This is a genomic window from Variovorax sp. EL159, assembly GCF_900100965.1.
Classification (GTDB): domain Bacteria; phylum Pseudomonadota; class Gammaproteobacteria; order Burkholderiales; family Burkholderiaceae_C; genus Variovorax.
Window position 1 is genome coordinate 898,249 of record NZ_FMUJ01000001.1, and the last position, 25,164, is coordinate 923,412.

The following is a 25,164-nucleotide window of genomic DNA, read 5'->3' on the forward strand; positions in this document are numbered from 1 at the left end:
CCTTCGCAATCATTCGCCAATTCAGGCCTTCATTATGGGCACGATCTTGCGTAAATTGCGAATCATGCAAAGCACTCGCGGCCGGGTCCGCCTCATCGAAGTGGTGTTCCCCGAACACACCAACCACTACGGCACGCTGTTCGGCGGGCAGGCGCTGCAGCTGATGTCGAAGGCTGCCTTTCTCTGCGGCCGGAGCTTCGTGCGCGGCGACGTGGTGATGGCGCGCTGCGGCGAGGTGCTGTTCCATGCGCCGGTGCGGCTGGGCAGCACGCTGGTGTTCGACACCGAGGTGTCGCGCGTCGGCCGCAGCTCGCTCACGGTGCGCGTGCGCGGCAGCGTGCAGGACGTGGCCACCGAGGCGCTCTCCTGCGTGCTCGAGGGCGAATTCGAGATGGTGGCGGTCGACGCCACCGGACGCCCGGTGCGGCTGATGACGCCGTCGCGCCTTCATGACGAAGAAACATTCGAGGAGACCGTATGACCGCAGTGATCGATACCGTGCAAGCCACCCCTGGCTTCAAGCCGAAGAAATCCGTCGCACTCTCGGGTGTGACCGCGGGCAACACGGCGCTGTGCACCGTGGGCCGCACGGGCAACGACCTGCACTACCGGGGCTACGACATCCTCGACATTGCCGACGTCTGCGAGTTCGAGGAGATCGCGCACCTGCTGGTGCACGGCAAGCTGCCGAGCGGCGCCGAGCTGCGTGCGTACAAGGGGCGCCTGAAGGCGATGCGCGGCCTGCCGGCGAGCGTGAAGGAAGCGCTGGAGCGGCTGCCCGCCAGCGCGCATCCGATGGACGTGATGCGCACGGGCGTCTCGGCGCTCGGCTGCGTGCTGCCCGAGAAGGACGACCATTCGCTGCCCGGCGCACGCGACATCGCCGACCGGCTGATGGCGTCGCTGGGCTCGATGCTGCTGTACTGGTACCACTGGTCGACGCAGGGGCGGCGCATCGAGGTCGAGACGGACGACGACTCCATCGGCGCGCACTTCCTGCATCTGCTGCACGGCCGCGCGCCTTCCGCGAGCTGGGCGCGTGCGATGCACACCTCGCTCAACCTCTACGCAGAGCATGAGTTCAATGCCTCGACCTTCACCGCGCGCGTGGTGGCGGGCACGGGGTCGGATGTGTACTCGGCCATCACGGGCGCCATCGGCGCGCTCCGCGGCCCCAAGCATGGCGGCGCGAACGAGGTGGCCTTCGAGATCCAGAAGCGCTACGACACGCCCGACGAGGCCGAGGCCGACATTCGCCGCCGCGTGGAAGCCAAGGAGGTCGTCATCGGCTTCGGCCACCCGGTCTACACCGTGTCGGACCCGCGCAACGTGGTCATCAAGCGCGTGGCGAAGCAGCTGTCGGACGAGGCCGGATCGACCCGCATGTACGACATCGCGGAGCGGCTCGAAACCGTGATGTGGGACGCGAAGAAGATGTTCCCGAACCTCGACTGGTTCAGTGCCGTGAGCTATCACATGCTGGGCGTGCCGACCGCGATGTTCACGCCGCTCTTCGTCATCGCGCGCACCAGCGGCTGGGCCGCGCACATCATCGAGCAGCGACAGGACAACAAGATCATTCGCCCGAGCGCGAACTACACCGGCCCCGAAGACCAGGTCTTCGTGCCGATCGCACAGCGTCGATAGGACAAATCCCGAGGGCGCGAATGCGCCGGAGGGCGTGCAATGCGCGGTGCCTCGCATCCGTGCGGGCCTGCCATCCGCGTGCCATCCGTGTGCCATCCACTTTCGGGAACCCCGCCATGAACATCGACCGTCGAAGCTTCTCAGCCCTCGTTCCGGCGCTTGCGCTGGGCGGACTCGCGCCGCGACTTGCGCGGGCGCAGGCTGCGGCGTTTCCGTCCAAGGCCATCCGCATCGTCTGTCCGTTCGCGCCGGGTGGCGGTTCGGACTTCATCGCGCGGCTGGCCGCGGCCAAGCTCGGTGAGCGCGTCGGCCAGACGGTGCTGGTGGACAACCGGCCCGGCGCAGGCGGCGTGCTGGGCACCGAGATCGGCGTGAAGGCCGCGCCCGACGGCTACACGCTGCTGCTGGTGGCGGGCAGCTACACGGTCAACCCGGCGCTCTACAAGCTCAGCTTCGACCCCGTGACCGACATCACGCCGGTGATACAGCTGTCGCGCGGCGCGTACGTGCTGTGCGTGAACGCGCAGGTGCCGGCACGCACGCTGCAGGAGCTGCTGGCGCTTGCGCGCAAGGACCCGGGCAAGCTCACCTTTGCATCGAGCGGTGCCGGCGGGCACCTGCATGTGGTGACCGAATACATGTTCGAGATGGCGAAGGTCAAGGCCACGCACGTGCCCTACAAGGGCACCGGGCCGGCCGTCAACGACCTGCTGGCCGGCAATGTCGACATGCTGTTCGCCGGCACTGAGGCGCTGATGCAGCACGTGAAGTCCGGCAAGCTGCGCGCGCTGGCCGTGAGCACGGCGAAGCGGCTGCCGGCCTATCCGGACATTCCTTCGGTGGCCGAAAGCGGCTTGCCCGACTACGACGTCGTGGCCTGGCACGGCCTGGTGGCGCCCAAGGGCGTGCCGCCCGCGGTGCTGGCGCGGCTGAGCAGCGAACTGAATGCGATGCTCCGCGCCAAGGACGTCGAAGACCGCCTGGAGCCCACGGGGGTGGGCGCGGCCGGTGGCACGCCGGAAGAATTCGGCACGCTGATCCGCGCCGAGATCACGCGCTACGGCAAGGTGATCCGCGAGGCCGGCATCAAGGCCGAATGACCCCTTTTGTTTTTTGTTTAGAGAGAGACCCAGACCTCATGTCCGCACACATCAGCAACATCCGCCCCGAACCCGACCAGGTGCTGGTCGACATCGTCGACTACGTGCTCAACCACCAGCAGATCACCAGCGCACTGGCCTATGAAACCGCGCGCCACTGTCTGATCGACACGCTCGGCTGCGGCCTGGAAGCGCTCGAATACCCGGCGTGCACCAAGCTGCTCGGGCCGATCGTGCCCGGCACGGTGGTGCCGAACGGCGCCAAGGTGCCCGGCACGCCGTACCAGCTCGACCCGGTGCAGGCTGCCTTCAACATCGGCACGATGATCCGCTGGCTCGACTTCAACGACACCTGGCTCGCGGCCGAGTGGGGCCATCCGAGCGACAACCTCGGCGGCATCCTGGCCACGGCGGACTGGCTCAGCCGCAATGCGGTGGCGGCAGGGCGCAAGCCGCTGACGATGCGCGACGTGCTCACAGGCCTGATCCAGGCGCACGAGATCCAGGGCTGCCTGGCGCTGGAGAACTCGTTCAACAAGGTGGGGCTCGACCACGTGGTGCTGGTCAAGGTGGCATCGACCGCGGTGGTGGCGCGCCTGCTGGGGCTCACGCGCGACGAGATCATCAACGCCGTGTCGCTTGCCTGGGTCGATGGACAGAGCCTGCGCACCTACCGCCATGCGCCCAACACGGGCAGCCGCAAGAGCTGGGCCGCGGGCGACGCCACCAGCCGCGCGGTGCGGCTGGCGCTGATCGCGAAGACGGGCGAGATGGGCTACACGAGCGTGCTGACCGCCAAGACCTGGGGCTTCTACGACGTGCTGTTCAAGGGACAGCCCTTCAAGTTCCAGCGGCCCTATGGCAGCTACGTGATGGAGAACGTGCTGTTCAAGATCAGCTTTCCGGCCGAGTTCCATAGCCAGACGGCGGTGGAGGCGGGCATGGCGCTGCACAAGCAACTGGCGCAGGCCGGCAAGACGGTGGACGACATCAAGCGGGTGACGATTCGCACGCACGAGGCCTGCATTCGCATCATCGACAAGAAGGGGCCGCTCAACAATCCGGCCGACCGCGACCACTGCATCCAGTACATGGTGGCGGTCCCGATGATCTTCGGCCGCCTGACGGCTGGCGACTACGAGGACAGCGTGGCGAACGATCCGCGCATCGACGCGCTGCGCGACAAGATCGTGTGCGTGGAAGACCCGAAGTTCACCGCCGACTACCACGACCCCGAGAAGCGCAGCATCGCCAATGCGCTGACGGTCGAGTTCAAGGACGGCACGAGCTTCTCGGAGATCGTGGTGGAGTACCCGATCGGCCACAAGCGCCGCCGCGCGGACGGCATCCCGCTGCTCGAAGCCAAGTTCCGGACCAACCTGGCGCGCCGTTTCGCGCAGAAGCAGCAGCAGGCGATTCTGGATGTGTCGCTCGACGCGAAGAAGCTCGAGGCGATGCCGGTGAACGAGTACGTCGACCTGTACACGGCCTGAGGCATGAGCCCTGTGGGTGGCCCTGTCAAAGGGGGCCGTGGCATCATGAAAAAGTACGGTTCGCCGTGCTTCTTCACAGCCACTACAACACAGGAGAACAAGATGTTTCCCATTCGCTTTGCCTCGCTCGCCATCGGGCTTGCCGTCTCGATGCTCGCCCAGGGCGCCGCCGCCCAGGCATGGCCCGCCAAGCCGATCCGGCTCGTCGTGCCCTTTTCCGCGGGCGGTGCCAACGACCTGATGGCGCGCGCGGCGGCCGAAGGTGCATCGAAGCAGCTCGGCCAGCCGGTCATCGTCGACAACAAGCCCGGTGCCGGTGCGATCCTCGGGGCCGACGTGGTCGCCAAGAGCGCGCCCGATGGCTACACCTTCCTGGTGAGCGCGGCGGGCGTGGTGTCGAACAGCATGATCAAGAAGAGCATGCCGTACAAGGACGATGCGCTCGTGCCCGTGGCCATGATCGGGCTCGCACCTTCGGTGATCGTGGTGCCGGCCAACGCACCCTACAAGGACCTGAAGGAATTCGTCGCCGCATCGAAGAAGGCCGGTGGCGGCTTCCATTGGGCAACGGCCGGCACGGGCAGCACGCCGCACTTCGTCGAAGGCATCCTGGAAACGAAGTACGGCAGCAAGCTCGACGTGGTGCCCTACAAGAGCGGCTCGGAGTCGATCACGGCGGTGCTGGGCAGCCAGGTCGAAGCCACGTCGGAGGCCAGCATCGTGGTGCTGCCGTATGTGAAGAGCGGCAAGCTGAAGGCGCTCGCGGGCACGTGGTCGCAGCGCATCTCGGCCTACCCCGATCTGCCGACGGCAGCGGAAGAGGGCTTTCCTGAAATCCGCATCGCGCACTGGGCCGGCGTGCATGCGCCGCGCGGCACGCCCGACGCGATCATGGACAAGATGGCCGCCGCGATCGACGCCGCCATGAAGACGCCCGCCACCGTCGAGCGCCTGAAGGGCATGGGCATCGAGCCCATCGGTGGCACGCGCGCGAGCTTCACCAAGTTCGTCGACGAAGAACGCACGCGGCTCGGCGGCGTGGTCAAGGCGACCGGCATGAAGGAAGACTGAGAACCCCATGAGCACAACCAACGAATCTCCGAAGAAAACCCTGCGCCGACTGGCCGAGGCGCGCCGCGGCGTGCTGGTGCCGGGCGCGTTCAACGCGATGTCGGCCCGCGTGGTCGAAGACCTCGGCTTCGAGGCGATCTACATCACCGGCGCCGGTGTGACCAACATGTATCTCGGCTTGCCCGACCAGGCCTTCATGGGCCTGCACGAGATCGCCGAGCACACGGCGCGCATCCGCGACGCGGTGAGCCTGCCGCTGCTGGTCGATGCCGACACCGGCTTCGGCAATGCGCTCAACGTGCGCCACACGGTGCGCGTGCTGGAGCGGGCAGGGGCCGACTGCATCCAGCTCGAAGACCAGGTCAGCCCCAAGCGCTGCGGGCATTTCTCGGGCAAGGCGGTGATCGACACCGACGAGATGCTCGGCAAGATCAAAGCGGCGGTCGATGCGCGGCAAGACAGCGACCTGCTCATCATGGCCCGCACCGACGCGGCGGCCGTACACGGCTTCGAGGCGGCCATCGAGCGGGCGCAGAAATTCAGCGAGGCGGGGGCCGACATCCTGTTCGTCGAGGCCGTGACGCTGGCCGACGAAGTGCGCGCCATGCCGAAGCGGCTGGACAGGCCGCAACTCATGAACATGGTCATCGGTGGCAAGACGCCGACCTTCGGCGCCGAAGAACTGGGGGCGCTGGGCTATGGCTTCGTGCTCTACGCCAACGCCGCCTTGCAGGGCGCGGTGGCTGGCATGCAACGTGCGTTGACTGTGCTGCGCGACACCCGCCGGCTGGACGAAGACCCGGCGCTGGTAGCACCTTTTGCTGAAAGGCAGCGCCTGGTCGGCAAGCCTCTGCTTGACGATTTAGAGAAAAAGTATGCAAACTAGCCGGGTTTTCTGCGACGCGAAGGGCACTTGAGTTAGCGTCGTCAGAAAGTTCCTCGTCATTGTTTCAATTTCATGAACACTGCGATTCGATTAAATAGGGTTTTCCCTAGGAATCGTGGTGCAAACTTCAGGGCACCTCAAAGCCCAATCAAGAAGGAAATGAAATGAAGACCTCGAACATCCTCGCCGCCGCCGCTCTGTCCCTGCTCGCCGCCGCTGGCGCCCATGCAGAAACCTACGAAGGCGTGCACTCCGTGACTTCCGGCTACAGCCGCGCTGACGTGGCACCGCAAGCCGTGGCAGCTGCCCGCGCTGGCAACGTGTACGGCGACAACGGCGGCGCTGCATCGACCGCAACGCCGGTGCTGGCCGCTTCGGCCGACCGCGCCACCATCCGCAGCCAAGCCGTTGCCGCTGCACACGCACCGGGCCAGAACCTGCGCCCCGAAACCTTCGCTGGCAGCGTGATCCCTGCGCAAGCCAAGAGCCTGACCTTCACGCGTCAAGCCGGTCTGTAATTTGTCGCGGCGCAAGCCGCTTCAGGTCACAAGCCAAAGAAAAACCGGACCCGGCGAAAGCCTGGTCCGGTTTTTCGTTTGGGGCGTTGTCTGTATTACTTGCGCTTGGCGCCGTGCCGATGGCAATCGGCCGCATGGTCGTCCACGATGCCGGTGGCCTGCATCCATGCGTAGACGATGACCGGCCCCACGAACTTGAAGCCGCGCTTCTTGAGCGCCGCAGAGATTTCTTCCGACAGCGGCGTCTTCGTCGGCACGCTGCCGGTGCGGTTGACGATGGGCTTGCCGCCCGCCATGCCCCAGATGAATTTCGAGAAATCTTCGCCCGCCGCCTGCATCGCGAGGTAGGCGCGGGCGTTGCCGATGGTCGCCTCGATCTTCGAGCGCGAACGCACGATGCCTGCGTCCTGCATCAGCCGTTCGACATCGGCCTCGGTGAACTTGACGATCTTCTCGGGCACGAAGCCCTTGAAAGCCTTGCGGAACGCATCGCGCTTGCGCAGGATGGTGAGCCACGACAGGCCCGCCTGGAAGCCGTCGAGCATCAGCTTTTCCCACAGCGCGCGGCTGTCGTGCTCGGGCACGCCCCATTCGGCGTTGTGGTACTCGGTCAGCAGCGGGTCGGTCTGGGCCCAGGCGCAGCGGATCTTGGTGGAACTTGGGGTGCTCATGGTCGGGTTCTTGGCTCGGCTATCGTCGGCGTGTTTTCAGAATGAGGGAGTCACCCTGATGCAGCCATTTCGTTTTTCATTGTCGGCCCTTTCGCTGGGCCTCGTGCTCGGCCTTGGTGCGCCGGCCTTCGCCGAAACCCTTAAAAAGCCCGCGCTCGACCAGCTTGCCGCCGCATGGCAGGGCGGCAAGGCGCCTGCCGATTTCAATGCGTTCCTGGCTCAAGCCGCAGAGGCGCACCCCGCGCTGCGGCCCGCGGTGGCCGCCTACCGTCGCAAGTCGCCACTGGCTGGCGATGATCTCGTCAACATCGCGCGCCTGCTCGGCCTGTACAACCGGCTGCAGAACCAGCAAGCCGTGATCGCGAGCATCGGCACCATGGTGGCGATTCCCACGGTGCGCAACGTGCAGGTGCCACCGCACGAAAGCCCGCCGATCATCGAGTTCGGCCAGCTGGTCGAGAAGATGGCGAAAGATTTCGGGCTGGCTTTTCGCAACGTCGACAACCGCATCTTCGAAGTCAGCCTGAAGGGCAAGGGCACCGAGGAGTTCGGCATCCTCACGCACGCCGACGTGGTGCCCGCGGTGCTCTCCGAATGGGTGCTCGACGACGGCACGCGCCTGGACCCCTTCAAGATGACCCGCGTGGGCGACTTCCTCTACGGCCGCGGCACCATCGACGACAAGGGCTCGATCGCCGCCGTGCTCTATGCCATGAAGGCCGTGAAAGACAGCGGCCTGCCCATCGACCGCAGCATCCGCCTCATGATCGAGACCACCGAGGAAGCCGGCGGCGACGCGATGCAGTACTACCGCACGAAGACGCAACTGCCGGCCTACAACATCGTGCTCGACAGCAAGTACCCGGCGGTGGTGGCCGAAAAGGGATCGGGCGCACTGAAGGTGCTGTTCCCGGCCGAAGCGACCGACAGCGCGGCGACGGCGATCACGGCCATGGCCGGTGCCGCATCGGCCAATGCCGTTCCGCAAACCGCCACGGCCACGCTCAAGGGCGGCGACCTCGCGGCCGTTGCCGCAAAGCTCGAAGCCGCCAAGCCTGCTTTCCTGCAGAAGTACGAAGGGCAGGGCGGCAAGTTCTCCATCGACATCGCACGCGGCACCGACAGCATCGACCTCAAGGTCACAGGTGTCTCGGCCCACGGCTCGCGGCCCGAAGAGGGCGTGAACCCGTTGCCGCGCCTGGCGCTGTTCCTGCAAGAGTCCGGTGTGCCGCTGGCGGCCAACCCCTACCTGAAGGCGGTGAAGTACATCGACGCGCTCTACGGCACCGGCTACCTCGGCGAGAAGCTGGGCCTGGGCTACAAGGACGACTTCATGGGCCCGCTGACCTTCTCGCCCAACCTGATCCGCATGGGCAATGACGGCAGGCTCGAAGTCACGGTCAACGTGCGCATGCCGCGTGGTCGTACGCCCGATGAACTGAAGGCCCAGGTGGCCGAAAAGATCAACGGCTGGGCCATCGCCAACCAGGTGAAGCTCGAAGTCAACCACGACCAGGGCAACTGGATGGCGCGCGACCCCAAGGGTGCGTGGCTTTCGACGCTGCTCGACATCTACGGCGACACCACCGGCCTCGAAGCCAAGCCCGTGCCCACGGCCGGCAGCACCACGGCCAAGCTGATGCCCAACGCGATCAACTTCGGCCCCGCCATGCCCGGCAAGAAGTACACGGCGCACAACGCGAAGGAATACAAGGAAGTGCCCGACCTCGATGCCGACATGCAGATGTTCACCGAGATGCTGGTGCGCATCGGCAATCTGCGGCAGATGCAGTGATCGCAGTGACCCTGGCTGGCGCGAAGCCAGGGGCCACTGCCGGCAACGGTCAGCAGTCGGCGATCAGCGCAGGCCGTGCGCCTGGAGCGCGGCCTTCAGCCGCCGCACCTCGTGCTGCAGGTCGAGGATCAGCGCAGCGGCGTCGAGCCCCACGCCGAAGTCGCGCTCCAGCCGGCGCGCTTCGAGCGCGTGCTGCAGGTCGGCGCTGGAGAATTGCCAGCGCTCGGGTGGCGTTCCGGCGGTCTCGACCTGCAGGATGCCGACCTCGACCAGCTGCACCACCCAGGCGGTGTCGGCACCGACGGCATGCGCCAGTTCGTTGGCCGCCAGCGGGTGCGCGGCGCTGATGGCGGTGGCGGTTGTGAGTGTGAAATTCACCATGCTCAGACTCCCAGATGCTGGCGTGGGTGGAACGATGCCGTGGCTTGCGCCAGCTGTTCGTAGGCCTTGCGGGCTTCGTCGCTGTCGGCGGGCGGCAGCGCGATGTCGATCAGCAGGTACAGGTCGCCGGGTGTCTTGCCCGCAAGCCCCCGGCCCTTGAGCCGCAGCTTGAGGCCGTTGCGCGCATTGCGCGGCACCGTGACCTCGACCACGCCGCCGGTCGGTGTCGGCACCTGCACCTGCGCGCCCAGCGCGGCTTCGGCGGGCGTGACGGGCAGCGTCATGTACAGGTCGCGCTCTTCCACGCGGTACAGCTTGTGCGGCGCGATGCGCACTTCGAGGTACAGGTCGCCGGCCGCTTCGCCGCCATGGCCGGGCATGCCCTGGCCTGCAAGGCGGATGAACTGGCCCGGATGCACGCCTGGCGGGATCTTCACGCTCAGCGTGCGGTTCTCCCACTGCGGATGGCCTTGCGCATCGATCGTTTGCGCGCGCAGCGTGATCTCGCGCTCGGCACCGTTGAGTGCGTCTTCGAGCGTGATCTCGATGGCCGCGTGGTGGTCTTCGCCGCGCGCGCGGTAGTTCTGCCGCGTGGCGCCGCGCCGCTCGGCCTCGCCGAACATCGAGGAAAAGAACTCGCTGAAGTCGGCATGGTCGGCCGGCCCCTGGCGCGGGCCGCGATGGAACTCGTAACCCGCGTCCCAGCCGGGCGGCGGCTGGAAGTCGCCCTGCGGATGGCCACCGCGCGCGACGCGGTCGGCCAGCGCGTCGTAGGCCGCGCGCTTCTCCTTGTCGCCCAGCACGTCCTTGGCCTCGTTGATGTCGCGCATGCGCGTCTCGGCGTCGGGCTCCTTGCTGACGTCGGGGTGGTATTTGCGGGCGAGTTTCCTGTAGGCCTTGCGCACTTCGTCGTCCGACGCGGTGCGCTCGATGCCCAGGGCGCTGTAGTAGTCCTTGAATTCCATGGTGCAGCGTTGGTTACCGTGTTTCTAGGGGTTTCGGGACCAGATTGGGACTCAGCGGCAGCATACAAGCACGTTGCCCGCCGCGTCCTGCTTTGGGCCAAGGGGCTTGTACCGGGCCTTGGCGATCCGTGAAGCCTCCCGCGAACCCTCCGCGAACTTCCCGCGGCGCAACACGACTGTCATGCACCGCTGCTAGCGTGGCCCGCTTCTGTGCACAACAACATTCCCACATGACAGAACCAGACAACGAACACGGCCTCGACCTCAACCGCCGCAGGCTCCTGGCTGCCGCGGGCATCGGCACCGGGGCGCTGCTGATGACCCTGCGCGCCGGCGCCGAAGAGGCCAGGGCGCCCGCCACGACCCACACCCCAGCGGCCGACCCGGTCGCCACGCCGCCGGTGGCGGGCCTGCATCTGCAGTTCGGCGCCGATGCCTCGGCGCAGATGGTGGTGTCGTGGCACACGCTGCAACCGGTGCGGCAGCCGCGCGTGCTGATCGGCCTGCCCGACGGCAAGCTCGAGAAGACGGTGGCGGCCAGCCCCGCGAGCTATGTCGACGGTAAATCGGGGCAGACCGTGTATGCCCATCACGCCAAGGTCGATGGCCTGAAGGCCAATACGGCGTACCTCTACGCCGCGCTGCACGAAGGCGCGGAGCCGCAATTCGGCACCTTCCGTACCGCGCCGCGCGGGCGCCGGGCGTTCAGCTTCACCAGCTTCGGCGACCAGGGCACGCCCACCCTCGGCAAGGTTTTCACGCCGCCTGCCGGCGTGACGTTGCCGGGCACCACGTACGTCAACGACAACCTCGGCGCGCCCGCGTCCGGCGACACCACGCTGGGCGTGGAGCGGCTGCGCCCGCTGTTCCATCTTTTCAACGGTGACCTGTGCTACGCCAACCTCGCCCAGGACCGGGTGCGCACCTGGTGGGACTTCTGGAACAACAACTCACGCAGCGCCCGCAACCGTCCGTGGATGCCCTCGCCCGGCAATCACGAGAACGAGCTGGGCAACGGGCCGATCGGCTACCAGGCCTACCAGACCTACTTCTCGCTGCCTTCGGCCGAAGGCCAGACCGACACGACGCGCGGCCTGTGGTACTCCTTTACCGTCGGTTCGATGCGGGTGGTGGCCATCGCCAATGACGACGTCACCTACCAGGATGCCGGCGACTCCTACGTGCGCGGCTATTCCGGCGGCGCCCAGAAGGCATGGCTGCAGAAGGAACTGGCGGCGGCCCGCGCCGACAAGTCGATCGACTGGCTGGTGGTGTGCATGCACCAGGTTGCCATTTCAACCGCCGACAAATTCAACGGCGCCGACCTCGGCATCCGCGAGGAATGGCTGCCGCTTTTCGACACCTACGGCGTCGACCTGGTGGTGTGCGGCCACGAGCATCACTACGAGCGCTCGCACCCCATCCGCGGGCGGCAGGCCAACACCACATTGACGCCCATCCCCACGGCCACCGGCACCGAGGTCATCGACACCACGCAGGGCACGGTGCACATGGTGATCGGCGGCGGCGGCACGTCGGCGCCTTCCAACCAGCTGTTCTTCAATCCGCCGTGCTGCCGGGTGATCACTGGCGTGGGCGAGCGCAGTGCCACCACCGGCAAGCGGCCACCGATCTACGTGACGGAGGACGCGCCCTGGTCGGCCGTGCGCAACGCCGCCCGCTCCTATGGTTTCGCCGCCTTCGACCTCGATCCGGGCAAGCACCCCGGCGACTTCACCACCATCCGCGTGACCTACTACGACGTGGTGGGGCTGGACGGGCAGATTTCGCCGTTCGAGCGATTCACGCTGCGCCGCCCCCGGCGAGACTAGGCCAGCGCCGAGCCTCCGTCGTCGGCATGCCGCAGCAACGGCGTGACGCGCCACGCGGAGCCGCTGCGCTCAAAGCGCAACGGCTGCGCGTTGCCGAGCAGCTCGAAATCGATGGGCACGCCCAGCAGCGCGGCCAGCGCGTAGAGCGTGCCGCCGTGTGCCACCACCAGCACCGGCCCGGGCTCTTGCTGCAGTGCCGCGTCGAGCGCGGCCCGCTTGCGGGTGACGAACTGCGTCAGCGTCTCGCCGCCTTCGGGTTCGCAGGCCCAGTCGATGTTGGCCGACGACGTGCCGATCAGCGCGCCGAAGTTGCGCTCGCGCAGCGCAGCCTGGGGTATCGGCTGCAGCTTCAGCGTCGCGCCCACCGCGTTTGCCGTGTCGCGGGCGCGCCGCGCATCGCTGCAGACGATGGTGCGGATCGGCTCGCCGGCCAGCAGCTGCGCGGCGCGGGCCGCCTGCTGCAGGCCGAGTTCGCTGAGCGGCTCGTCGACGTCCTGGAAGATGCGCTGCGCATTGCGGCCGGTCTGGCCGTGGCGCAGGAAGTAGAAGTGGTCGCAGGCCGGCGACAGCGGCTGCGCCGCCGCGATCCGCACCAGCTGGTCGAGACCGCCGGCGGCGGTGTGGGAAGGCGTGGTCTGTGATGACATGGCTTCAGTAGGCAAGCTGCAGCGGCGCGCCTTCACGCTGTGCCTGCACGTCCGCGCGATGGAACGGCAGCGGATGCCACTGCTTGGCCGCGAACAGCGGCAACTGGTCGTAGGCGCGCGGCGATGCGAGATCGCTGCTCTGGCCGTAGGTCAGCAGGCCTTGCGCCACCGGGCCGTTCGCGTCGAAGGTCACGACCTGCATGTAGCTGCTGCCGTAGTTGACGTTGTAGCCCTTGGCGTCGATGGACGGCTGGCCCTGCGATTCGAGCTTGTTGAGCACGCCCTCGAACTCGTCGCCGCCATGCAGCGCGATCTTCTGGCCGCGCACCGTGCGCGACTGCGGCACGCCCAGCGGCACGTCGGCCGCAAAGCCGGCCGTGCGGACCACGCCGACTGCGTCGCCCAGCGCCTTGAACACCGCGGCGCGCGTGGCGGGCGTGGCCATGTCGAGGCCGGCGGGCGTTGCCACCGGCTGGGCCGGATCGAACGGCACGCGCCAGACCTTCGGCACGTCCTTGGTCTTGCGCCAGAACTCGCGGAACAGCGCCGCACCCTTCGCGTCGGCATTGCTGGTGCGGTTCCAGGCCGACAGCACGCGGCAGCCCAGGGCCTGGTCGGCATTCAGCGTGCCGGCGCTGGCCTTGCAGGCGGCCTGCAGGTCGTCCATCACCAGCATGCCGGCGAGGTTCTTGTCGCGGAAGATCACGCTGCGCAGCTCGGCCGCGCCCATGCGGTTGCCGGGCAGGCCGTCGTTGCCCGCCAGGCGCCCGCGGATTTCCATGATCGCGCTGCGTGTGCGCAGCCGCTGCGGCACGCCGACCGGGCCGACCAGCGGCGAGACGCCGGCCATCGGCGCCGTCTCGGGGTTGCTGAGCCAGAAGCTGTCGTTGCTGTTCTGCACGTAGTCGGGCGTGATGACGACCGGCATGCGGGCCGGCGCGATGATGCCGGGCGCGGCCGCCGTGGTGTCGCGGTTCCATGCGCAGGCGCTGCGCGAGCCGTCGAGCACCGGCAGGCCGGCTGCGTTGAGCAGCGCCGCCGCGGCGGGCGAGGGCGCGCAGGCCTTGAGCATGTCGGCCGACACATCGGGCACCACCGACAGGTCGGCGTACATCGCGTTGCCGTCGCGGTCGGCGGCGATGGTGTTGATCCACGGCATGCCCTGGTTGCCCATGGCGGTGCGCAGCTCGCCCACGTTACGGGCCAGCGCCATCTTCATCCAGCTGTCGGCCGAGCGCATGTTGAGCGTGTTGGCATCGCGGATGGCGTAGGCCTTCTGCGCGGTCCAGCCGAGGCCGGCGCGCGGCAGCGAGATGACGGGGCCCCAGTCGGTCGAATAGAAGGTGTGCTGCACCGGTGCCCCGCCGCCCGTGGCCGCGGCCGGCAGCACCACGGTGCGCGCCACCATCTTCTTCGGCTGGCCGTCGACCCAGTACACGGTCGGGTCGTTGGGATCGAGCTTCAGCTCGTACAGCGTGAAGCGCTTGCCGGTCGACACGGTGTGCGTCCAGGCCACGTCCTTGTTGAAGCCGATCGCCACCACCGGGCTCAGGCCGCCGGTGGCACCCATCACGTCGAGCTTGCCGGGAATGGTGAGGTGCAGCTCCCAGAAGCGGTTGGTGCCGGTCCACGGAAAGTGCGGGTTGCCCAGCAGCAGGCCCTTGCCGTCGGGCGTGGCGTTGCGCCCGAAGGCCCAGCCGTTGGAGCCCAGCTCGCCGCCTTCGGGGTTGGCGTTGAAGCTGTGGCGGCCGATCTCGGCCACGGCTTCCTTCAGGTCGACCGGCGCGGCGCCGGTCTTGGTGCCCGGTGCGGGCGGCACGGCCGCCAGCACGGCGCCGGCCAGCGCACCCAGGCCGCCCTGGATCATCGAGTTCTCGGTGGCACGCGACAGGTCGGCTGCAGTCATCGGGCGCACCCACGGCTTGCCGCGGCATTCGGCGGGCAGGCCGTTGGCGCCCACATCCTGCAGGTAGCGGTTGTAGCCTTCCACGTAGCCGCGCAGCGCAGCCTTCACGTCGGGGCTGGTGGTGGCGCCGGCGCGCGCCAGCGCGGCATCGTCCATGTGATAGCGGATGAACAGGTCGATCTGCGCGTTGGGCATGCGGCCCAGGCCCAGCTCGCCGGTGTTTTGCGCGCCGAGGAACTGCGAACGCTCGCCGCGCAGCGTCAGCAGGTGCTCGGCGGTCTGGCAGATGTTGTCTTGCGCCTGCGCGTAGGCGGTGCCGTAGGCCAGGCCCTCGTAGTCGGGCGCCGTGATGTGCGCGATACCGAAGGTGGTGCGCTCGATGGTCACGCTGCGCGAGCCGGGCGGCGGCGTGCTGGCACAGCCGGCGAGCAGGGCGACCAGGCCCAGGGACAGGGCCGTCAACGAAAACCAGGTGCGCGAGGTGTTGTTCTTCGATGTCATGGTGCGGGCATGGGTTGAAAAGACAGGGAGTCGATTAAAAGGCGTGCCCGCCACCGCGCAGTGTCGCCAGCGCGGCACGCCGCGCGGTTTTCAGCCGAACTTCATGCCCTTGGGGCGGGCCTGCAGGCGGTCGATGTAGGCATCGATCTTCGGGCGGTTCGAGCGGCCGCCGAAGGCGCGGTGCCAGATGAACATCGAGCCGATCATCACGTCGGCCGCGGTGAACCGCGTGCCGAACAGGTAGGGGCCAGCGCCCAGTTCGCGTTCGACCGCGTCCTTGGCCTGCTCGAAGTTGGTCCAGCCGCGCGCGCTGTTCTTGCTCTGGATCTTGAGCAGGCTGTCGCCCATGGCGGGCTCCAGCTGCGCGGTCGAATAGACCATCAGCGACAGGTAGCGGCCGCGGTCGGGCGAGCCCGGCGGGGGCGCCAGCTGCTTCTGCGGAAACTTCTCGGCGACGTACATGCAGATGGCCGCGTTCTCGAAGACGCGCGTGTGGCCGTCGACCAGCGCCGGAACCTTGCCGGCCGGATTGATCTTGAGGAACTCGGGCCGCTTGTGCGCCTTGTCCCTGAGGAGCGTGGGCACGATCTCGTAGTCGGCCCCTGCTTCGTCGAGCATCCACTTGGCGACCTGCGAGCGGCTTTGCGGATCGAAATACAGCTTCATGGCGTTGTCTCCTTTTCTTGTTCAGCGTGGGTGGTGGGTCAGAACTTGGGAATGCGCAGGGTCTTGCTGATCATCAGCGTGCCCGAGAGCGCGAACAGCAGCACGAGCGGGTGCAGTTGCCACGGGCCGATGACCCAGGCACCGCCCCACACGGTGGCGCCGATGTGGCCCTGCCAGGCCGCATACGCAAGCACGCCCACCAGCACCACGCTGGTCGGAATGGGCGTGCCCTCGAAATACTTCACCTTGTCGGCCCCTTCGGACAGCGCCTCGGCCGTGACGTTGTAGCGCGCGAGCCGGCTCACGCCGCAGCCCACGAAATAGATGAGCAGCACGCAGTCCCAGCCGCCGTTCAGTCCGGCCGCGAAGGCCAGTGCGGCGGGCGCCACGCCGAAGGAGATGACGTCGGCCAGCGAGTCGAGCTCGCGGCCGAGTGCCGAATGCGTCTGGCGCCAGCGCGCGATGCGGCCGTCGAACACGTCGAAGATGAAGGCGGCCGGCGCCAGGGCGGCGGCCCAAAGGAACTGCGCGAGCGACTGGCTCGCCATGAAGGCCATGGCGAGAAACACCGCACCCACGCCGCAGGCCGCGTTGCCGAGCGTGAACGCGTCGGCGAGGTGGAAGCCCCGGATCATCGAGAAGTGCTTGCGGACCGGTGCGGAATCGGGAGAGTTCATGAAGAAGAAGGCGTCTGGGCTCGGTGGCTTGGAAAATTCCCGGCACCTTAACCCAGGCGCCAGGTGGTTCTTGGGGGCGCGGTTCCACGCCGCGATGCCGCCATGGGGTGTGTGTCAGGCGGCCTGGTGCGCTTCGGCGATGCGGGCGAAACGGCCGAGCAGCCCGGCGGCGGCATCGGTGGCACCGACGCGCGCGCGCAGCGCGGCAGGGTCGGCGCCCTCGGCCTTCAGGTCGTTGGCCAGCATGTCGATGTAGCCGCGCATCGCCTCGGCATCGAATTCGGGATGGAACTGCACGCCCCAGGCGTGCTCGCCGACGCGAAAGGCGTGCACCGGCTCATGTTCGCTGCCGGCCAGTCGCACCGCGCCTTCGGGCAGGCGCAGCGCGCTTTGCCAGTGCACCGCGTTGGCCGGAAACTGCGTGGGCAGGTCGCGCAGCAATGCGTCGGTGGCGGCCGCCTCGTTCAGCGTGACCGTGACGGTGCCGACTTCGGCACCGCCCGGGTGGTTGCCCGCCTCGCCACCGAGCGCATGCGCGAGCAACTGGTGCCCGTAGCAGATGCCGAGCACCGGCGTGCCGTGCGCCACCAGTCGTGCGAGCCAGGCGGCCGTTGTTTCGCTCCAGGGTTCGCGATGCGACACCATCGCGTGCGAGCCGGTGATGACCACGCCCGACAGGGCTTCGGGTGCGGGCAGGGCATCGCCACGGCGCGGGTCGATCACGACGATCGGCAGTGTCTGCGTGTCGAGGCCATCGGCGATCCAGTTCTCGAAGTCGCCTCGTTGTGCGCGAAGGGCGTCGAAGGTGTCGCCAAGCTTGATGATGACGAGCGGGTGCGGGGGCTTGTTGTCCATGGCCGGAATCATGCCGCAGGTGGGGCGGCGACCTCAACGCGTGGTTTCGCGCCGGGCTTCGCGGCGGTGCAGCAAGTCCATGAAGGCGCGCCCGACCGGCGACGGCGAGCGGCCCGCCCGCGTGACCAGCCCGATGGGCCGCGACATCGCGGGGCGCTGCAACGGCACGGTGGCCAGTTCGTCGTTCTTCGTCAACTGCAGCGCCAGCCGGGGCAATGCCGTCAGCCCCAGCCCGGCCGCGACGAGCGCCCCCGCTGCAGCCACGCTCGGGTATTCGAGCGCCGGCACCACCTGCAGTCCGCGCTGCAGGAAGGCCGCGTCGGTGATCGGGCGGATGCTGCTCCTGAAGCCGCTTGCGATGAAAGGCCGGCCCGTGAAGACCGACCACGCCACCGAAGCCCGGCTGGCCAGCGGATCGTCATGCCGGCACAGCAGCACGAAGGGGTCGTCGATCAGGTGCCGGTAGAGCATTGGCTCCTGCGGGCCGGGGCGCACGCTGATGCCGAAATCGGCGCGCCCTTCGTCGACCGCCGAGCGCACCTGCTCGGCAGGCCCTTCGATCAGCGAGAACGCCACCTGCGGATGCAGCGTGCGGAACTCGGCAATGGCTTTCGGCAGCAGCGCCACGCCGGTCGAAGGCAGTGCGGCAATCGTCAGGTGGCCGCTGCGGCCCTCGAGGAACTGCGACAGCTCGCTGAACGAGCTGTTGAAGTTTTCAAGAATGCGCAGCGCGATCGGCAGCAGCTCGCGCCCGGCGGGGGTGAGCTCGACATGCCGGGTGTCGCGGTCGAACAGGCGGGCGCCGGCCAGCGTTTCGATGATGCGCACCGTGCGGCTCAGCGCCGGCTGCGACACATGCAGCGCCTGGGCGGCCGCGCGGAAGTTCGACGTCCGGGCGACTTCGACGAAGGCCTCCAGCTGCTGCAATGTGATGTCGATTCGCACCGGCCGTCTCCTTCGCTTTCCGTGCTTCGGATTGATCCGATCAAGTTATCACAGATATAGAAATATTGTCCTTCCCATATCAATGAGCGAGGGCCAGACTTGGCAGCCATCGACGGAGACAAGGGCCCCGGCGTACCGAGCGGGCCCGTGAAAGCAAGCATGGAAAAAATACTGGAAGGCGTCCGGGTGCTCGAACTCGGGCAGGTGCTGGCCGGGCCCTTCGCGGGCGCGATCCTCGCGGACCTCGGGGCCGACGTGGTCAAGCTCGAACGCACCGAGGGCGGGGACGATGCGCGCCACATGGGGCCGGCCTTTCGCCACGGCGACGCGCTCAACTTTCACGTGTTCAACCGTGGCAAGAAGTCCGTCGCCATCGACCTCAAGAGTGCCGAGGGCATGAGCGTCTTCGGCCGGTTGGCGGCCGATACCGACATCCTGATCCACAACCTGCGGCCCGGCGTTACCCGCTCCATGCAGATCGACGGACCGACGATGTGCGCGCGCTACCCGCGGCTGATCTACTGCGAGATTTCCGCCTTCGGCCACACCGGCCCGCTTGGCATGCAGCCGGGCTACGAGCCACTGATACAGGCCTTCAGCGGGTTGTCGAGCATCAACGGCGGCCCCGACGATCCGCCGATGCGCACCGGCGCGTCGGTCTGCGACCAGGGCACCGGCATGTGGGCCGTGATCGGTGCACTGGCGTTGTTGCAGCGTCGGCACCTCACGGGCAAGGGCGGTGTGGTCAGCACCTCGCTGCTCGAAACCGCATTGGTCTGGACCGGCCAGAAGGCCGACGCCTATGCCAACGAAGGGCGCCTGCCTGAACGCCACCGCTCGGGCCACCCCGGCTTTGTGCCCTACGAGGCGTTCGACACGGCCGATGCGCCCTTGCTGATCTGCTGCGGCAACGACCGCCTCTTCGCCAAGTTCGCACACGAACTCGGGCGCGACGACTGGACCACCGACGAGCGCTTTGCAACCAACAGGCTCAGGCTGCAGCACAAGGCGGCCCTGTTCGAGCAGATCGTGCCGCTGTTGCGCACGCAGACCCGCGCGCAATGGTCGGCCCGCTTCAGCGCCGCCGGCGTGCCCTGTGCGCCCGTGCACACCGTGCCCGAGGCCATCGCGCACCCGCAGGTCGAGGCGCTCGGCATGCTGCAAGCGGTGCCGGGCGAAGACTTCAGGCTGACGGCATTGCCGTTGTCGATCGATGGCGTGCGGCCCGCACACCGCGCGGTCGCGCCACGCCTCGGGCAGCACAACCTGGAGTTCGGCGCACCGGTGCCGCAAGGAGGCGCGGATGCCTGATCTGCCACGTCGCGTGCATCTGCACGAAGAGGGCCCGCGTGAGGGCTTCCAGATGGAGGCCGGGCCGATCGCGTCGGCCGACAAGGTGCGCCTGATCGAGGCGCTGGCCCTCACGGGGCTCGAAGAAATCCAGTGCGTGTCTTTCGTCAACCCCGCGCGCGTGCCCGGCATGGCCGATGCGGAGATCGTTGCGAGGTCGATCCGCAAGCGCGAGGGCGTGCGCTACACCGGCTTGTGGCTCAACCAGCGCGGCATGCAGCGCGCGATGGAAACGCCGCTCGATATCGAAGGCACGGTGAGCCTCGGCGCATCCGAAGCCTTCTCGGTGCGCAACAACGGCAAGGGGACAGCCGCACTGCTCGATGCGCAGCGCGCCACGCTCGCGTTCTGCGTCGAGCATGCAATTCCGGTGACCCGCGGCATCGTCACGACCGCTTTCGGCTGCAACCTCGAAGGCGTGATTTCCCCTGCCACGGTGGTCGAGCGCGTGTCGCAACTGCTGGGCCTGATGGACGAATTCGGCCTGCAACTGCCGATCCTGCGGCTGGCCGATACCGTGGGCTGGGCCCAGCCGAATGCCATCGCATCGGTGGTCGGCGCGGTGCGCGAGCGATGGCCCGCGCTGCGGCTCGGGCTGCACCTGCACGACACGCGCGGCACCGCGATGGCCAATGCACTGATGGGCCTGCAGATGGGCATCGACACCTTCGACAGCGCCTGCGCCGGCCTCGGCGGCTGCCCGTTTGCAGGGCACACCGGCGCAGCCGGCAACATCTGCACCGAAGACTTGGCGTTCATGTGCGAAGAGATGGGCATCGACACCGGCGTCGATCTCGAGGCGCTGATCGAATGCGCGCGGCTCGCCGAAGAGATCGTCGGCCATCCGCTCCCGGGAAAGCTCATGCGTGCCGGCACGCTGGGCAGGTTCCGGCACTGATCCCATTCAAAAAACATTCCACAGGAGACAAGACCGTGCTGACCTGCTTCCCCCGATTCCGCATGCCGACGGCGCTCGCCGCGGCCATGCTTGCCGCCACTGTCGCGCAGGCCCAGCCGTACCCGGCCAAGCCCATCACCATCGTCGTGCCCTTCGCGGCCGGCAGCGGCACGGACCAGCAGGCGCGCAGCATGGCGCAGGCGCTGGGCGCGGAATACAAGGTGCCCGTCATCGTCGACAACCGGGCCGGCGCCAGCGGCTTCCTCGCCGCACAGTACGTGGCAAAGGCGGTGCCCGACGGCTACACCCTGCTGATGACGACCAACACCACGCACGCGGCCAATGAGCACCTGTTCAAGAAGCTGCCTTACGACCCGGTGAAAGACTTCACCCCGGTCACGTTGCTGTCCAAGGGCCACATGCTGCTGCTGGTGAATTCGGATTCGCCGATCAAGTCGGTGGCCGACTTGATCGCGGCCGCGAAGAAGTCGCCCGGCAAGCTCAACTTCGGCAGCGGCAGCTCGTCAAGCCGCGTGGCCAGCGAATCGCTCAAGCAGATGGCGGGCATCGACGTGGTGAACGTGCCCTACAAGAGCAACCCCATGGCCATCACCGACCTGATGGGCGGGCAGGTCGACTTCATGTTCGCCGACGCGCCGACCGCGCTGCCGCAGGTCAAGAGCGGCAAGCTGCGCGCACTGGCCGTGAGCGGCAACAAGCGGCTGGCCGCGGTGCCGGCCCTGCCCACGGTGGAAGAGGCCGGCGTCAAGGGCTACGACATGTCGTACTGGACGGCGGTGTACCTGCCGCCCGGCGCCCCGGCGGCCATCACCAACAAGCTCAACGAAATGATGATCAAGGTGTCGTCCGCCCCCGCCGTCGTGGCCTACCAGGCGACCACCAGCGGCGAGGCCGTCACCAGCACGCCCGAAGGCCTCGCGGCGTTCCAGGCGGCCGAGTCGCGCAAGTGGGGGCAGGTGATCCGGGCCGCGGGCATCGAGCCCGAGTGACGGCGCCGTTCGGGTTCGGGCTGATTGCCCTCAGGCGAGGATCAACTTGCTGCATGCCTTGCGCAGCGCCGGCAGGCCGGGCAGGTCGCGCGACTTGGCATCGGTGACCACCACGTCGATGTCGGCGGTGCGCATGTAGGTCACTCGGCTGGCCTGGCCGATCTTGGCGTGATCGGCCACGATGACCACCTGCTGCGCCTGCTCGGCCATGGCGCGCGCCACCGCGGCCTCGGAGTGCTCGAAGCTCATCGCGCCGTACTTGGCGTGCAGGCCCACGGGCGACAGCAGGGCCACGTCGGCGCGGTAGTTGCGGATCTTCTCGGTCGTGATGTCGCCGAGCGTGGCCTGCGTCTTCACGTCGATCTCTCCGCCCAGCAGGATGGTCTTGTTGCCCGTCAGACGTCCCTCGCTGGCACCCGCGAGCTTGAGCGCGATGCTCAGCGAGTTGGTGATGACCGTCATGCCGCTGAGCGTGGCGATCTCTTCCGCCAGGATCGACGTGGTGCTGCCCGCGTCCAGAAACACCGTCTGCCCCGGCTGCAGCAGCGCGATCGCGGCCTTGGCGATGGCGCGCTTTTCCCGCTGGCGCGCCACGAGGCGCACGGCCAACGGGGGTTCGGGCTCCACGCTGGTGGCGATGGCGCCGCCGTGCACCCGGCGCAACTCGCCCAGGCCTTCGAGTTCGAGCAGGTCGCGGCGCACCGTCTCACGCGAGACTGCAAGGTCTTGCACGATGCGGTCGACGCTCAGGCGGGAGAAAGTGGCGAGCAGGCTGCGGATGCGCAGGAATCGTTCTTCTTGGAGCATGAGGATGCTGGCGTGTGAAAGAAGGGATGGCGGATTGGCCTGGCCAACGCGCAAGCGAACGGGCGCGGGACCGGCACCATTGTGCCGATCACCGCGCCCGCCGGGGCGATGCCGAGTGTCAGGGCAGGATGCCCATCGCGGGGTCGCTGACGCCGTCGGTGCCGGTTTCCACGCGGCCGGCGAAGCGCCGCAGGTAGGTCGTGCCGTCATCCACGTTGGCCGACACGCTGAAGTCGTACCAGTGCTTGCTGTAGGCCAGGTCCCATTGCTGAACCTGAATCTGGCCCGGCGCGAGCGCGAAAGTCCAGGGGCCGTCGGTGCGGTAGGCGGTGGGCGTCACCGTGACCGTGCAGCTGATGTTGCCGATGTTGTGCATTTCCAGGTGCACGTCGCCGTTGGCCGTGTCGTAGCAGACACGGATCTCGGGCAGGCCCACGCCGCCCGCGAGCGAACTCGGGAGCTTTCCGCGAAAGCGGCGGAAGTAGCCGTTGGGCCCGAACACCGACAGGTCGTAGCTGCCGTCCGAAGTCGGCGCCCAGCTGTCGTTGAGCTGCTTGCCGGGCTCCACGGTGTAGCGGCGCGGCACGTCGCCAAGCGAGAGGTGGTTGTAGACATGGAAGACGGCACCGGCCTTGCCCGTGTTGCCGAATACCAGCCAGTACTTCCGCCCATCGACGTCGGGCCGGCCGCTGGTGTGCAGCTCGTAGGGCAGCGCGCGTGAATAGCGCACGCCGGTGGCCTGCAGCGCCATCGTGCCGGTGCTGGCGGCTGGAACAGGCACCGCCGGGAGCTTCGCCTGTTTCGCGATGACCGCGTCGGCCGTTGTTCTGTCGATGGGCGGTCGCGCGGGCAGGTCGGCGTTGGGGGTCGCGAAGTTGAAGCAGGACGTGAGGTCGCCACTGACCGCGCGCCGCCATGCGCTGATGTTGGGTTCCATCACGCCAAAGCGCTGCTCCAGGAAGCGGACGACGGAGGTGTGGTCGAACACCTGCGAGTTGACCCAGCCGCCCTTGCTCCACGGCGACACCACATACATCGGTACACGCCAGCCCATGCCGAAAGGCGAGCCCATGTAGGGCGCCTTCAGCTCGTTGCGTTCGCCCAGCGTCGACACGGTGCTCATGCCGGCGTCGCTGCCGTCGGCGTTGCGTGACGGAATGGCCGGCGGCGGCATGTGGTCGAAGTAGCCGTCGTTCTCGTCGAACATGACGAACAGAACGGTCTTGCTCCACACGTCGAGCCTGGAGGTCAGGGCCATCAGGACCTCCTCGGTGTACGCGGCGCCCCACACCGGGGACGACGGGCCGGGGTGCTCCGAATACTTGGCCGGCGCCACGATCCAGCTGACTTCCGGCAGTTGGTCGTTCATCACGTCGGTAGTCAGGTCGGCCAGCGAGCGCGTGGTCAGTGCGCGCGACTTCAGCGAGCGCTGCGCGTCGGTCGGTTTCGTGGCGTAGTAGGCGTTGCGGTAGTTGGTGAAGCCTTCGACCGGGCTGTCGGTGTAGTTGTCATTCATGTCCTGGTAGATCTGCCAGGACACGCCGGCCGCCTCCAGCCGCTCGGGATAGGTGGTCCAGCTGTAGCCCGGCGCGTTGGCCAGGTCTTCGTTGGTGTTGTCGATGGCGGGGCCACCGCCCAGGCCCAGCGGGTCGTTGGTGCCGGTCCAGAGAAAGAGACGGTTGGAGTTGGTGCCGGTGAGCTCGCTGCAGTGGTAGGCGTCGCAGATGGTGAAGGCCTCGGCCAGCGCGAACTGGTAGGGGATGTCGGGCTGCTGGTAGTAGCCCAGTGCACGCGCGCTCTTGGCCGCCACCCACTGGTTCATGCGTCCGCTGTTCCAGGCCTGTTGCCCGTCGGACCAGCTGTGGTTCTGGCCAAGGCCGATCTGCGCATTGTTGAGCGTGGTGTCGAAGTGAAGGGGCAGGAAGGTTCCGGTGCCCGTGGCTGCCGGCTGGTTCCAGACCGACTTGCCATTGGACAGCGGCACCGGAAAACGATCGCCGAAACCGCGCACGCCGCGCAGCGTGCCGAAGTAGTGGTCGAACGAGCGGTTTTCCTGCATGAAGATCACCACGTGCTTGACGTCGGTGATGGTGCCGGTGTCTTGCGCGGCCGGAGTGGCCAAGGCTCGGCGAATGCCCGGCGGCAACAGGCTGAATGCTGCCGCGGCGCCGGCGGTGGTGGCTGCGCCGCGCAGGAAGCCGCGCCGGGAGCTGGGGTTTTGCTTGTCTGTCATGGACGGTCTCAGGGGGCGCAACGCACGGTCTCGGGGCGACGGGCGGGTGGTTGGTTGTCGGGCGTGGTGCCGGGCGGGGTCACGGCCTCCGGAGGTGGTCCGGCGGTGGCCGGGTCGTTGGGGGTGACCACCACGCCGGGCGGCGGGGTGGTGGCGCCCGGCGTGAGCGGGAAGTTGAAGCCGCCCCCGCCGCTACCGCCGCCGCAGGCGGTCAGTGCGGCGGCGACAAGCGTTGCGAACGCAAGGCGGATGCCTTGGCCCGTGGCCGGGCGTGCGATGTGCGCGGGTTCGTTGTGCATGTGCATCTCCG

General features: G+C 67.7%; 24 protein-coding genes. 12 read left to right on the forward strand and 12 right to left on the reverse strand.

Annotated features, from left to right (window positions below; all coding sequences use genetic code 11):
* Positions 1–64: 64 nt before the first annotated feature.
* The 7 genes from BLQ28_RS04260 to BLQ28_RS04290 all read left to right on the forward strand — a co-directional run bounded on the left by BLQ28_RS04260 (position 65) and on the right by BLQ28_RS04290 (position 6,715).
* Positions 65–481 (forward strand): acyl-CoA thioesterase, encoded by a 417-nt coding sequence (locus BLQ28_RS04260; RefSeq protein ID WP_256327161.1) that lies wholly within the window; start codon positions 65–67, stop codon positions 479–481.
* The gene (prpC, locus tag BLQ28_RS04265; RefSeq protein ID WP_093237286.1) at positions 478–1,647 is read left to right on the forward strand and encodes a bifunctional 2-methylcitrate synthase/citrate synthase; all 1,170 of its coding nucleotides are present in this window, start codon (positions 478–480) and stop codon (positions 1,645–1,647) included. The genes BLQ28_RS04260 and prpC overlap by 4 nt, the downstream gene beginning before the upstream one ends.
* A gap of 116 nt (positions 1,648–1,763) precedes the next feature.
* Complete coding sequence (locus tag BLQ28_RS04270; RefSeq protein WP_093237287.1) at positions 1,764–2,747, forward strand: Bug family tripartite tricarboxylate transporter substrate binding protein; 984 nt, start codon at positions 1,764–1,766, stop codon at positions 2,745–2,747.
* A 38-nt stretch (positions 2,748–2,785) separates the two neighbouring features.
* Positions 2,786–4,240, forward strand: coding sequence for a bifunctional 2-methylcitrate dehydratase/aconitate hydratase (locus tag BLQ28_RS04275; protein WP_093237288.1), 1,455 nt, complete (start codon positions 2,786–2,788; stop codon positions 4,238–4,240).
* Between the two features lie 150 nt (positions 4,241–4,390).
* Positions 4,391–5,311: a Bug family tripartite tricarboxylate transporter substrate binding protein gene (locus BLQ28_RS04280; protein ID WP_256327186.1), complete on the forward strand. Its 921-nt coding sequence runs from the start codon at positions 4,391–4,393 to the stop codon at positions 5,309–5,311.
* 7 nt (positions 5,312–5,318) lie between these two features.
* Positions 5,319–6,197 (forward strand): isocitrate lyase/PEP mutase family protein, encoded by an 879-nt coding sequence (locus BLQ28_RS04285; RefSeq protein WP_093237290.1) that lies wholly within the window; start codon positions 5,319–5,321, stop codon positions 6,195–6,197.
* A 164-nt stretch (positions 6,198–6,361) separates the two neighbouring features.
* Positions 6,362–6,715 (forward strand): alpha/beta hydrolase, encoded by a 354-nt coding sequence (locus BLQ28_RS04290; protein ID WP_093237291.1) that lies wholly within the window; start codon positions 6,362–6,364, stop codon positions 6,713–6,715.
* A gap of 95 nt (positions 6,716–6,810) precedes the next feature.
* Here BLQ28_RS04290 and BLQ28_RS04295 read toward each other — a convergent pair whose 3' ends face one another.
* Entirely contained in the window at positions 6,811–7,386 is a 576-nt protein-coding gene (locus BLQ28_RS04295) for a DNA-3-methyladenine glycosylase I (RefSeq protein ID WP_093237292.1), read from the reverse strand.
* A gap of 58 nt (positions 7,387–7,444) precedes the next feature.
* Between BLQ28_RS04295 and BLQ28_RS04300 the strand changes: the two genes are divergently transcribed.
* The gene (locus BLQ28_RS04300; protein WP_093237293.1) at positions 7,445–9,181 is read left to right on the forward strand and encodes a dipeptidase; all 1,737 of its coding nucleotides are present in this window, start codon (positions 7,445–7,447) and stop codon (positions 9,179–9,181) included.
* A 63-nt stretch (positions 9,182–9,244) separates the two neighbouring features.
* Here BLQ28_RS04300 and BLQ28_RS04305 read toward each other — a convergent pair whose 3' ends face one another.
* Both BLQ28_RS04305 and BLQ28_RS04310 read right to left on the reverse strand, forming a co-directional pair.
* Positions 9,245–9,562, reverse strand: coding sequence for a chaperone modulator CbpM (locus BLQ28_RS04305; RefSeq protein ID WP_093237294.1), 318 nt, complete (start codon positions 9,560–9,562; stop codon positions 9,245–9,247).
* 2 nt (positions 9,563–9,564) lie between these two features.
* Positions 9,565–10,527 carry a DnaJ C-terminal domain-containing protein gene (locus tag BLQ28_RS04310; RefSeq protein ID WP_093237295.1) on the reverse strand — a complete coding sequence of 321 codons (963 nt, stop codon included), beginning with the start codon at positions 10,525–10,527 and terminating at the stop codon, positions 9,565–9,567.
* 230 nt (positions 10,528–10,757) lie between these two features.
* On the opposite strand from BLQ28_RS04310, the gene BLQ28_RS04315 reads away from it, so the two are divergent.
* On the forward strand, positions 10,758–12,359 hold the full coding sequence (locus BLQ28_RS04315; protein WP_176801005.1) for a purple acid phosphatase family protein: 1,602 nt from the start codon (positions 10,758–10,760) through the stop codon (positions 12,357–12,359).
* Here BLQ28_RS04315 and BLQ28_RS04320 read toward each other — a convergent pair.
* The 6 genes from BLQ28_RS04320 to BLQ28_RS04345 all read right to left on the reverse strand — a co-directional run bounded on the left by BLQ28_RS04320 (position 12,356) and on the right by BLQ28_RS04345 (position 18,556).
* Entirely contained in the window at positions 12,356–13,006 is a 651-nt protein-coding gene (locus BLQ28_RS04320; protein WP_093237296.1) for a histidine phosphatase family protein, read from the reverse strand. The genes BLQ28_RS04315 and BLQ28_RS04320 overlap by 4 nt on opposite strands.
* A 4-nt stretch (positions 13,007–13,010) precedes the next feature.
* The gene (locus tag BLQ28_RS04325) at positions 13,011–15,413 is read right to left on the reverse strand and encodes a penicillin acylase family protein (protein WP_093237297.1); all 2,403 of its coding nucleotides are present in this window, start codon (positions 15,411–15,413) and stop codon (positions 13,011–13,013) included.
* A gap of 90 nt (positions 15,414–15,503) precedes the next feature.
* Positions 15,504–16,079, reverse strand: a complete 576-nt coding sequence (locus BLQ28_RS04330; protein WP_093237298.1) for a glutathione S-transferase family protein — start codon at positions 16,077–16,079, stop codon at positions 15,504–15,506.
* A 38-nt stretch (positions 16,080–16,117) separates the two neighbouring features.
* A complete protein-coding gene (locus BLQ28_RS04335) occupies positions 16,118–16,756 on the reverse strand; it encodes a CDP-alcohol phosphatidyltransferase family protein (RefSeq protein WP_093237299.1) in 639 nt (212 codons plus the stop codon).
* Positions 16,757–16,870: 114 nt separating this feature from the next.
* Positions 16,871–17,611 (reverse strand): glutamine amidotransferase, encoded by a 741-nt coding sequence (locus BLQ28_RS04340; protein ID WP_093237711.1) that lies wholly within the window; start codon positions 17,609–17,611, stop codon positions 16,871–16,873.
* Between the two features lie 33 nt (positions 17,612–17,644).
* Positions 17,645–18,556: a LysR family transcriptional regulator gene (locus BLQ28_RS04345; protein ID WP_093237300.1), complete on the reverse strand. Its 912-nt coding sequence runs from the start codon at positions 18,554–18,556 to the stop codon at positions 17,645–17,647.
* A gap of 159 nt (positions 18,557–18,715) precedes the next feature.
* Between BLQ28_RS04345 and BLQ28_RS04350 the strand changes: the two genes are divergently transcribed.
* The 3 genes from BLQ28_RS04350 to BLQ28_RS04360 all read left to right on the forward strand — a co-directional run bounded on the left by BLQ28_RS04350 (position 18,716) and on the right by BLQ28_RS04360 (position 21,814).
* Entirely contained in the window at positions 18,716–19,867 is a 1,152-nt protein-coding gene (locus BLQ28_RS04350) for a CaiB/BaiF CoA transferase family protein (protein WP_093237301.1), read from the forward strand.
* Positions 19,860–20,804: a hydroxymethylglutaryl-CoA lyase gene (locus BLQ28_RS04355; protein WP_093237302.1), complete on the forward strand. Its 945-nt coding sequence runs from the start codon at positions 19,860–19,862 to the stop codon at positions 20,802–20,804. Before BLQ28_RS04350 ends, BLQ28_RS04355 begins: the two co-directional genes overlap by 8 nt.
* A gap of 86 nt (positions 20,805–20,890) precedes the next feature.
* Complete coding sequence (locus tag BLQ28_RS04360) at positions 20,891–21,814, forward strand: Bug family tripartite tricarboxylate transporter substrate binding protein (protein WP_176801028.1); 924 nt, start codon at positions 20,891–20,893, stop codon at positions 21,812–21,814.
* 30 nt (positions 21,815–21,844) lie between these two features.
* Here BLQ28_RS04360 and BLQ28_RS04365 read toward each other — a convergent pair whose 3' ends face one another.
* From BLQ28_RS04365 to BLQ28_RS04375, 3 genes are all read right to left on the reverse strand, one after another.
* A complete protein-coding gene (locus tag BLQ28_RS04365) occupies positions 21,845–22,621 on the reverse strand; it encodes a DeoR/GlpR family DNA-binding transcription regulator (RefSeq protein ID WP_093237303.1) in 777 nt (258 codons plus the stop codon).
* A 118-nt stretch (positions 22,622–22,739) separates the two neighbouring features.
* Positions 22,740–24,854, reverse strand: coding sequence for a phosphocholine-specific phospholipase C (locus BLQ28_RS04370; RefSeq protein WP_093237304.1), 2,115 nt, complete (start codon positions 24,852–24,854; stop codon positions 22,740–22,742).
* An 8-nt stretch (positions 24,855–24,862) separates the two neighbouring features.
* Positions 24,863–25,153, reverse strand: coding sequence for a hypothetical protein (locus BLQ28_RS04375; protein ID WP_143012413.1), 291 nt, complete (start codon positions 25,151–25,153; stop codon positions 24,863–24,865).
* Between the last annotated feature and the right edge of the window lie 11 nt (positions 25,154–25,164).

What these genes read in the sequence shown, in the direction of transcription:
- BLQ28_RS04310 (WP_093237295.1), bottom strand. Translation starts at nt 10,527, where the DNA reads ATGGAATTCAAGGACTACTACAGCGCCCTGGGCATCGAGCGCACCGCG.
- BLQ28_RS04355 (WP_093237302.1), top strand. Translation starts at nt 19,860, where the DNA reads ATGCCTGATCTGCCACGTCGCGTGCATCTGCACGAAGAGGGCCCGCGT.
- BLQ28_RS04320 (WP_093237296.1), bottom strand. Translation starts at nt 13,006, where the DNA reads ATGTCATCACAGACCACGCCTTCCCACACCGCCGCCGGCGGTCTCGAC.
- BLQ28_RS04275 (WP_093237288.1), top strand. Translation starts at nt 2,786, where the DNA reads ATGTCCGCACACATCAGCAACATCCGCCCCGAACCCGACCAGGTGCTG.
- BLQ28_RS04280 (WP_256327186.1), top strand. Translation starts at nt 4,391, where the DNA reads ATGCTCGCCCAGGGCGCCGCCGCCCAGGCATGGCCCGCCAAGCCGATC.
- BLQ28_RS04315 (WP_176801005.1), top strand. Translation starts at nt 10,758, where the DNA reads ATGACAGAACCAGACAACGAACACGGCCTCGACCTCAACCGCCGCAGG.
- BLQ28_RS04325 (WP_093237297.1), bottom strand. Translation starts at nt 15,413, where the DNA reads ATGACATCGAAGAACAACACCTCGCGCACCTGGTTTTCGTTGACGGCC.
- BLQ28_RS04330 (WP_093237298.1), bottom strand. Translation starts at nt 16,079, where the DNA reads ATGAAGCTGTATTTCGATCCGCAAAGCCGCTCGCAGGTCGCCAAGTGG.
- prpC (WP_093237286.1), top strand. Translation starts at nt 478, where the DNA reads ATGACCGCAGTGATCGATACCGTGCAAGCCACCCCTGGCTTCAAGCCG.
- BLQ28_RS04305 (WP_093237294.1), bottom strand. Translation starts at nt 9,562, where the DNA reads ATGGTGAATTTCACACTCACAACCGCCACCGCCATCAGCGCCGCGCAC.
- BLQ28_RS04295 (WP_093237292.1), bottom strand. Translation starts at nt 7,386, where the DNA reads ATGAGCACCCCAAGTTCCACCAAGATCCGCTGCGCCTGGGCCCAGACC.
- BLQ28_RS04270 (WP_093237287.1), top strand. Translation starts at nt 1,764, where the DNA reads ATGAACATCGACCGTCGAAGCTTCTCAGCCCTCGTTCCGGCGCTTGCG.
- BLQ28_RS04290 (WP_093237291.1), top strand. Translation starts at nt 6,362, where the DNA reads ATGAAGACCTCGAACATCCTCGCCGCCGCCGCTCTGTCCCTGCTCGCC.
- BLQ28_RS04350 (WP_093237301.1), top strand. Translation starts at nt 18,716, where the DNA reads ATGGAAAAAATACTGGAAGGCGTCCGGGTGCTCGAACTCGGGCAGGTG.
- BLQ28_RS04370 (WP_093237304.1), bottom strand. Translation starts at nt 24,854, where the DNA reads ATGACAGACAAGCAAAACCCCAGCTCCCGGCGCGGCTTCCTGCGCGGC.
- BLQ28_RS04285 (WP_093237290.1), top strand. Translation starts at nt 5,319, where the DNA reads ATGAGCACAACCAACGAATCTCCGAAGAAAACCCTGCGCCGACTGGCC.
- BLQ28_RS04300 (WP_093237293.1), top strand. Translation starts at nt 7,445, where the DNA reads ATGCAGCCATTTCGTTTTTCATTGTCGGCCCTTTCGCTGGGCCTCGTG.
- BLQ28_RS04260 (WP_256327161.1), top strand. Translation starts at nt 65, where the DNA reads ATGCAAAGCACTCGCGGCCGGGTCCGCCTCATCGAAGTGGTGTTCCCC.
- BLQ28_RS04360 (WP_176801028.1), top strand. Translation starts at nt 20,891, where the DNA reads ATGCTTGCCGCCACTGTCGCGCAGGCCCAGCCGTACCCGGCCAAGCCC.
- BLQ28_RS04335 (WP_093237299.1), bottom strand. Translation starts at nt 16,756, where the DNA reads ATGAACTCTCCCGATTCCGCACCGGTCCGCAAGCACTTCTCGATGATC.
- BLQ28_RS04365 (WP_093237303.1), bottom strand. Translation starts at nt 22,621, where the DNA reads ATGCTCCAAGAAGAACGATTCCTGCGCATCCGCAGCCTGCTCGCCACT.
- BLQ28_RS04340 (WP_093237711.1), bottom strand. Translation starts at nt 17,611, where the DNA reads ATGGACAACAAGCCCCCGCACCCGCTCGTCATCATCAAGCTTGGCGAC.
- BLQ28_RS04375 (WP_143012413.1), bottom strand. Translation starts at nt 25,153, where the DNA reads ATGCACAACGAACCCGCGCACATCGCACGCCCGGCCACGGGCCAAGGC.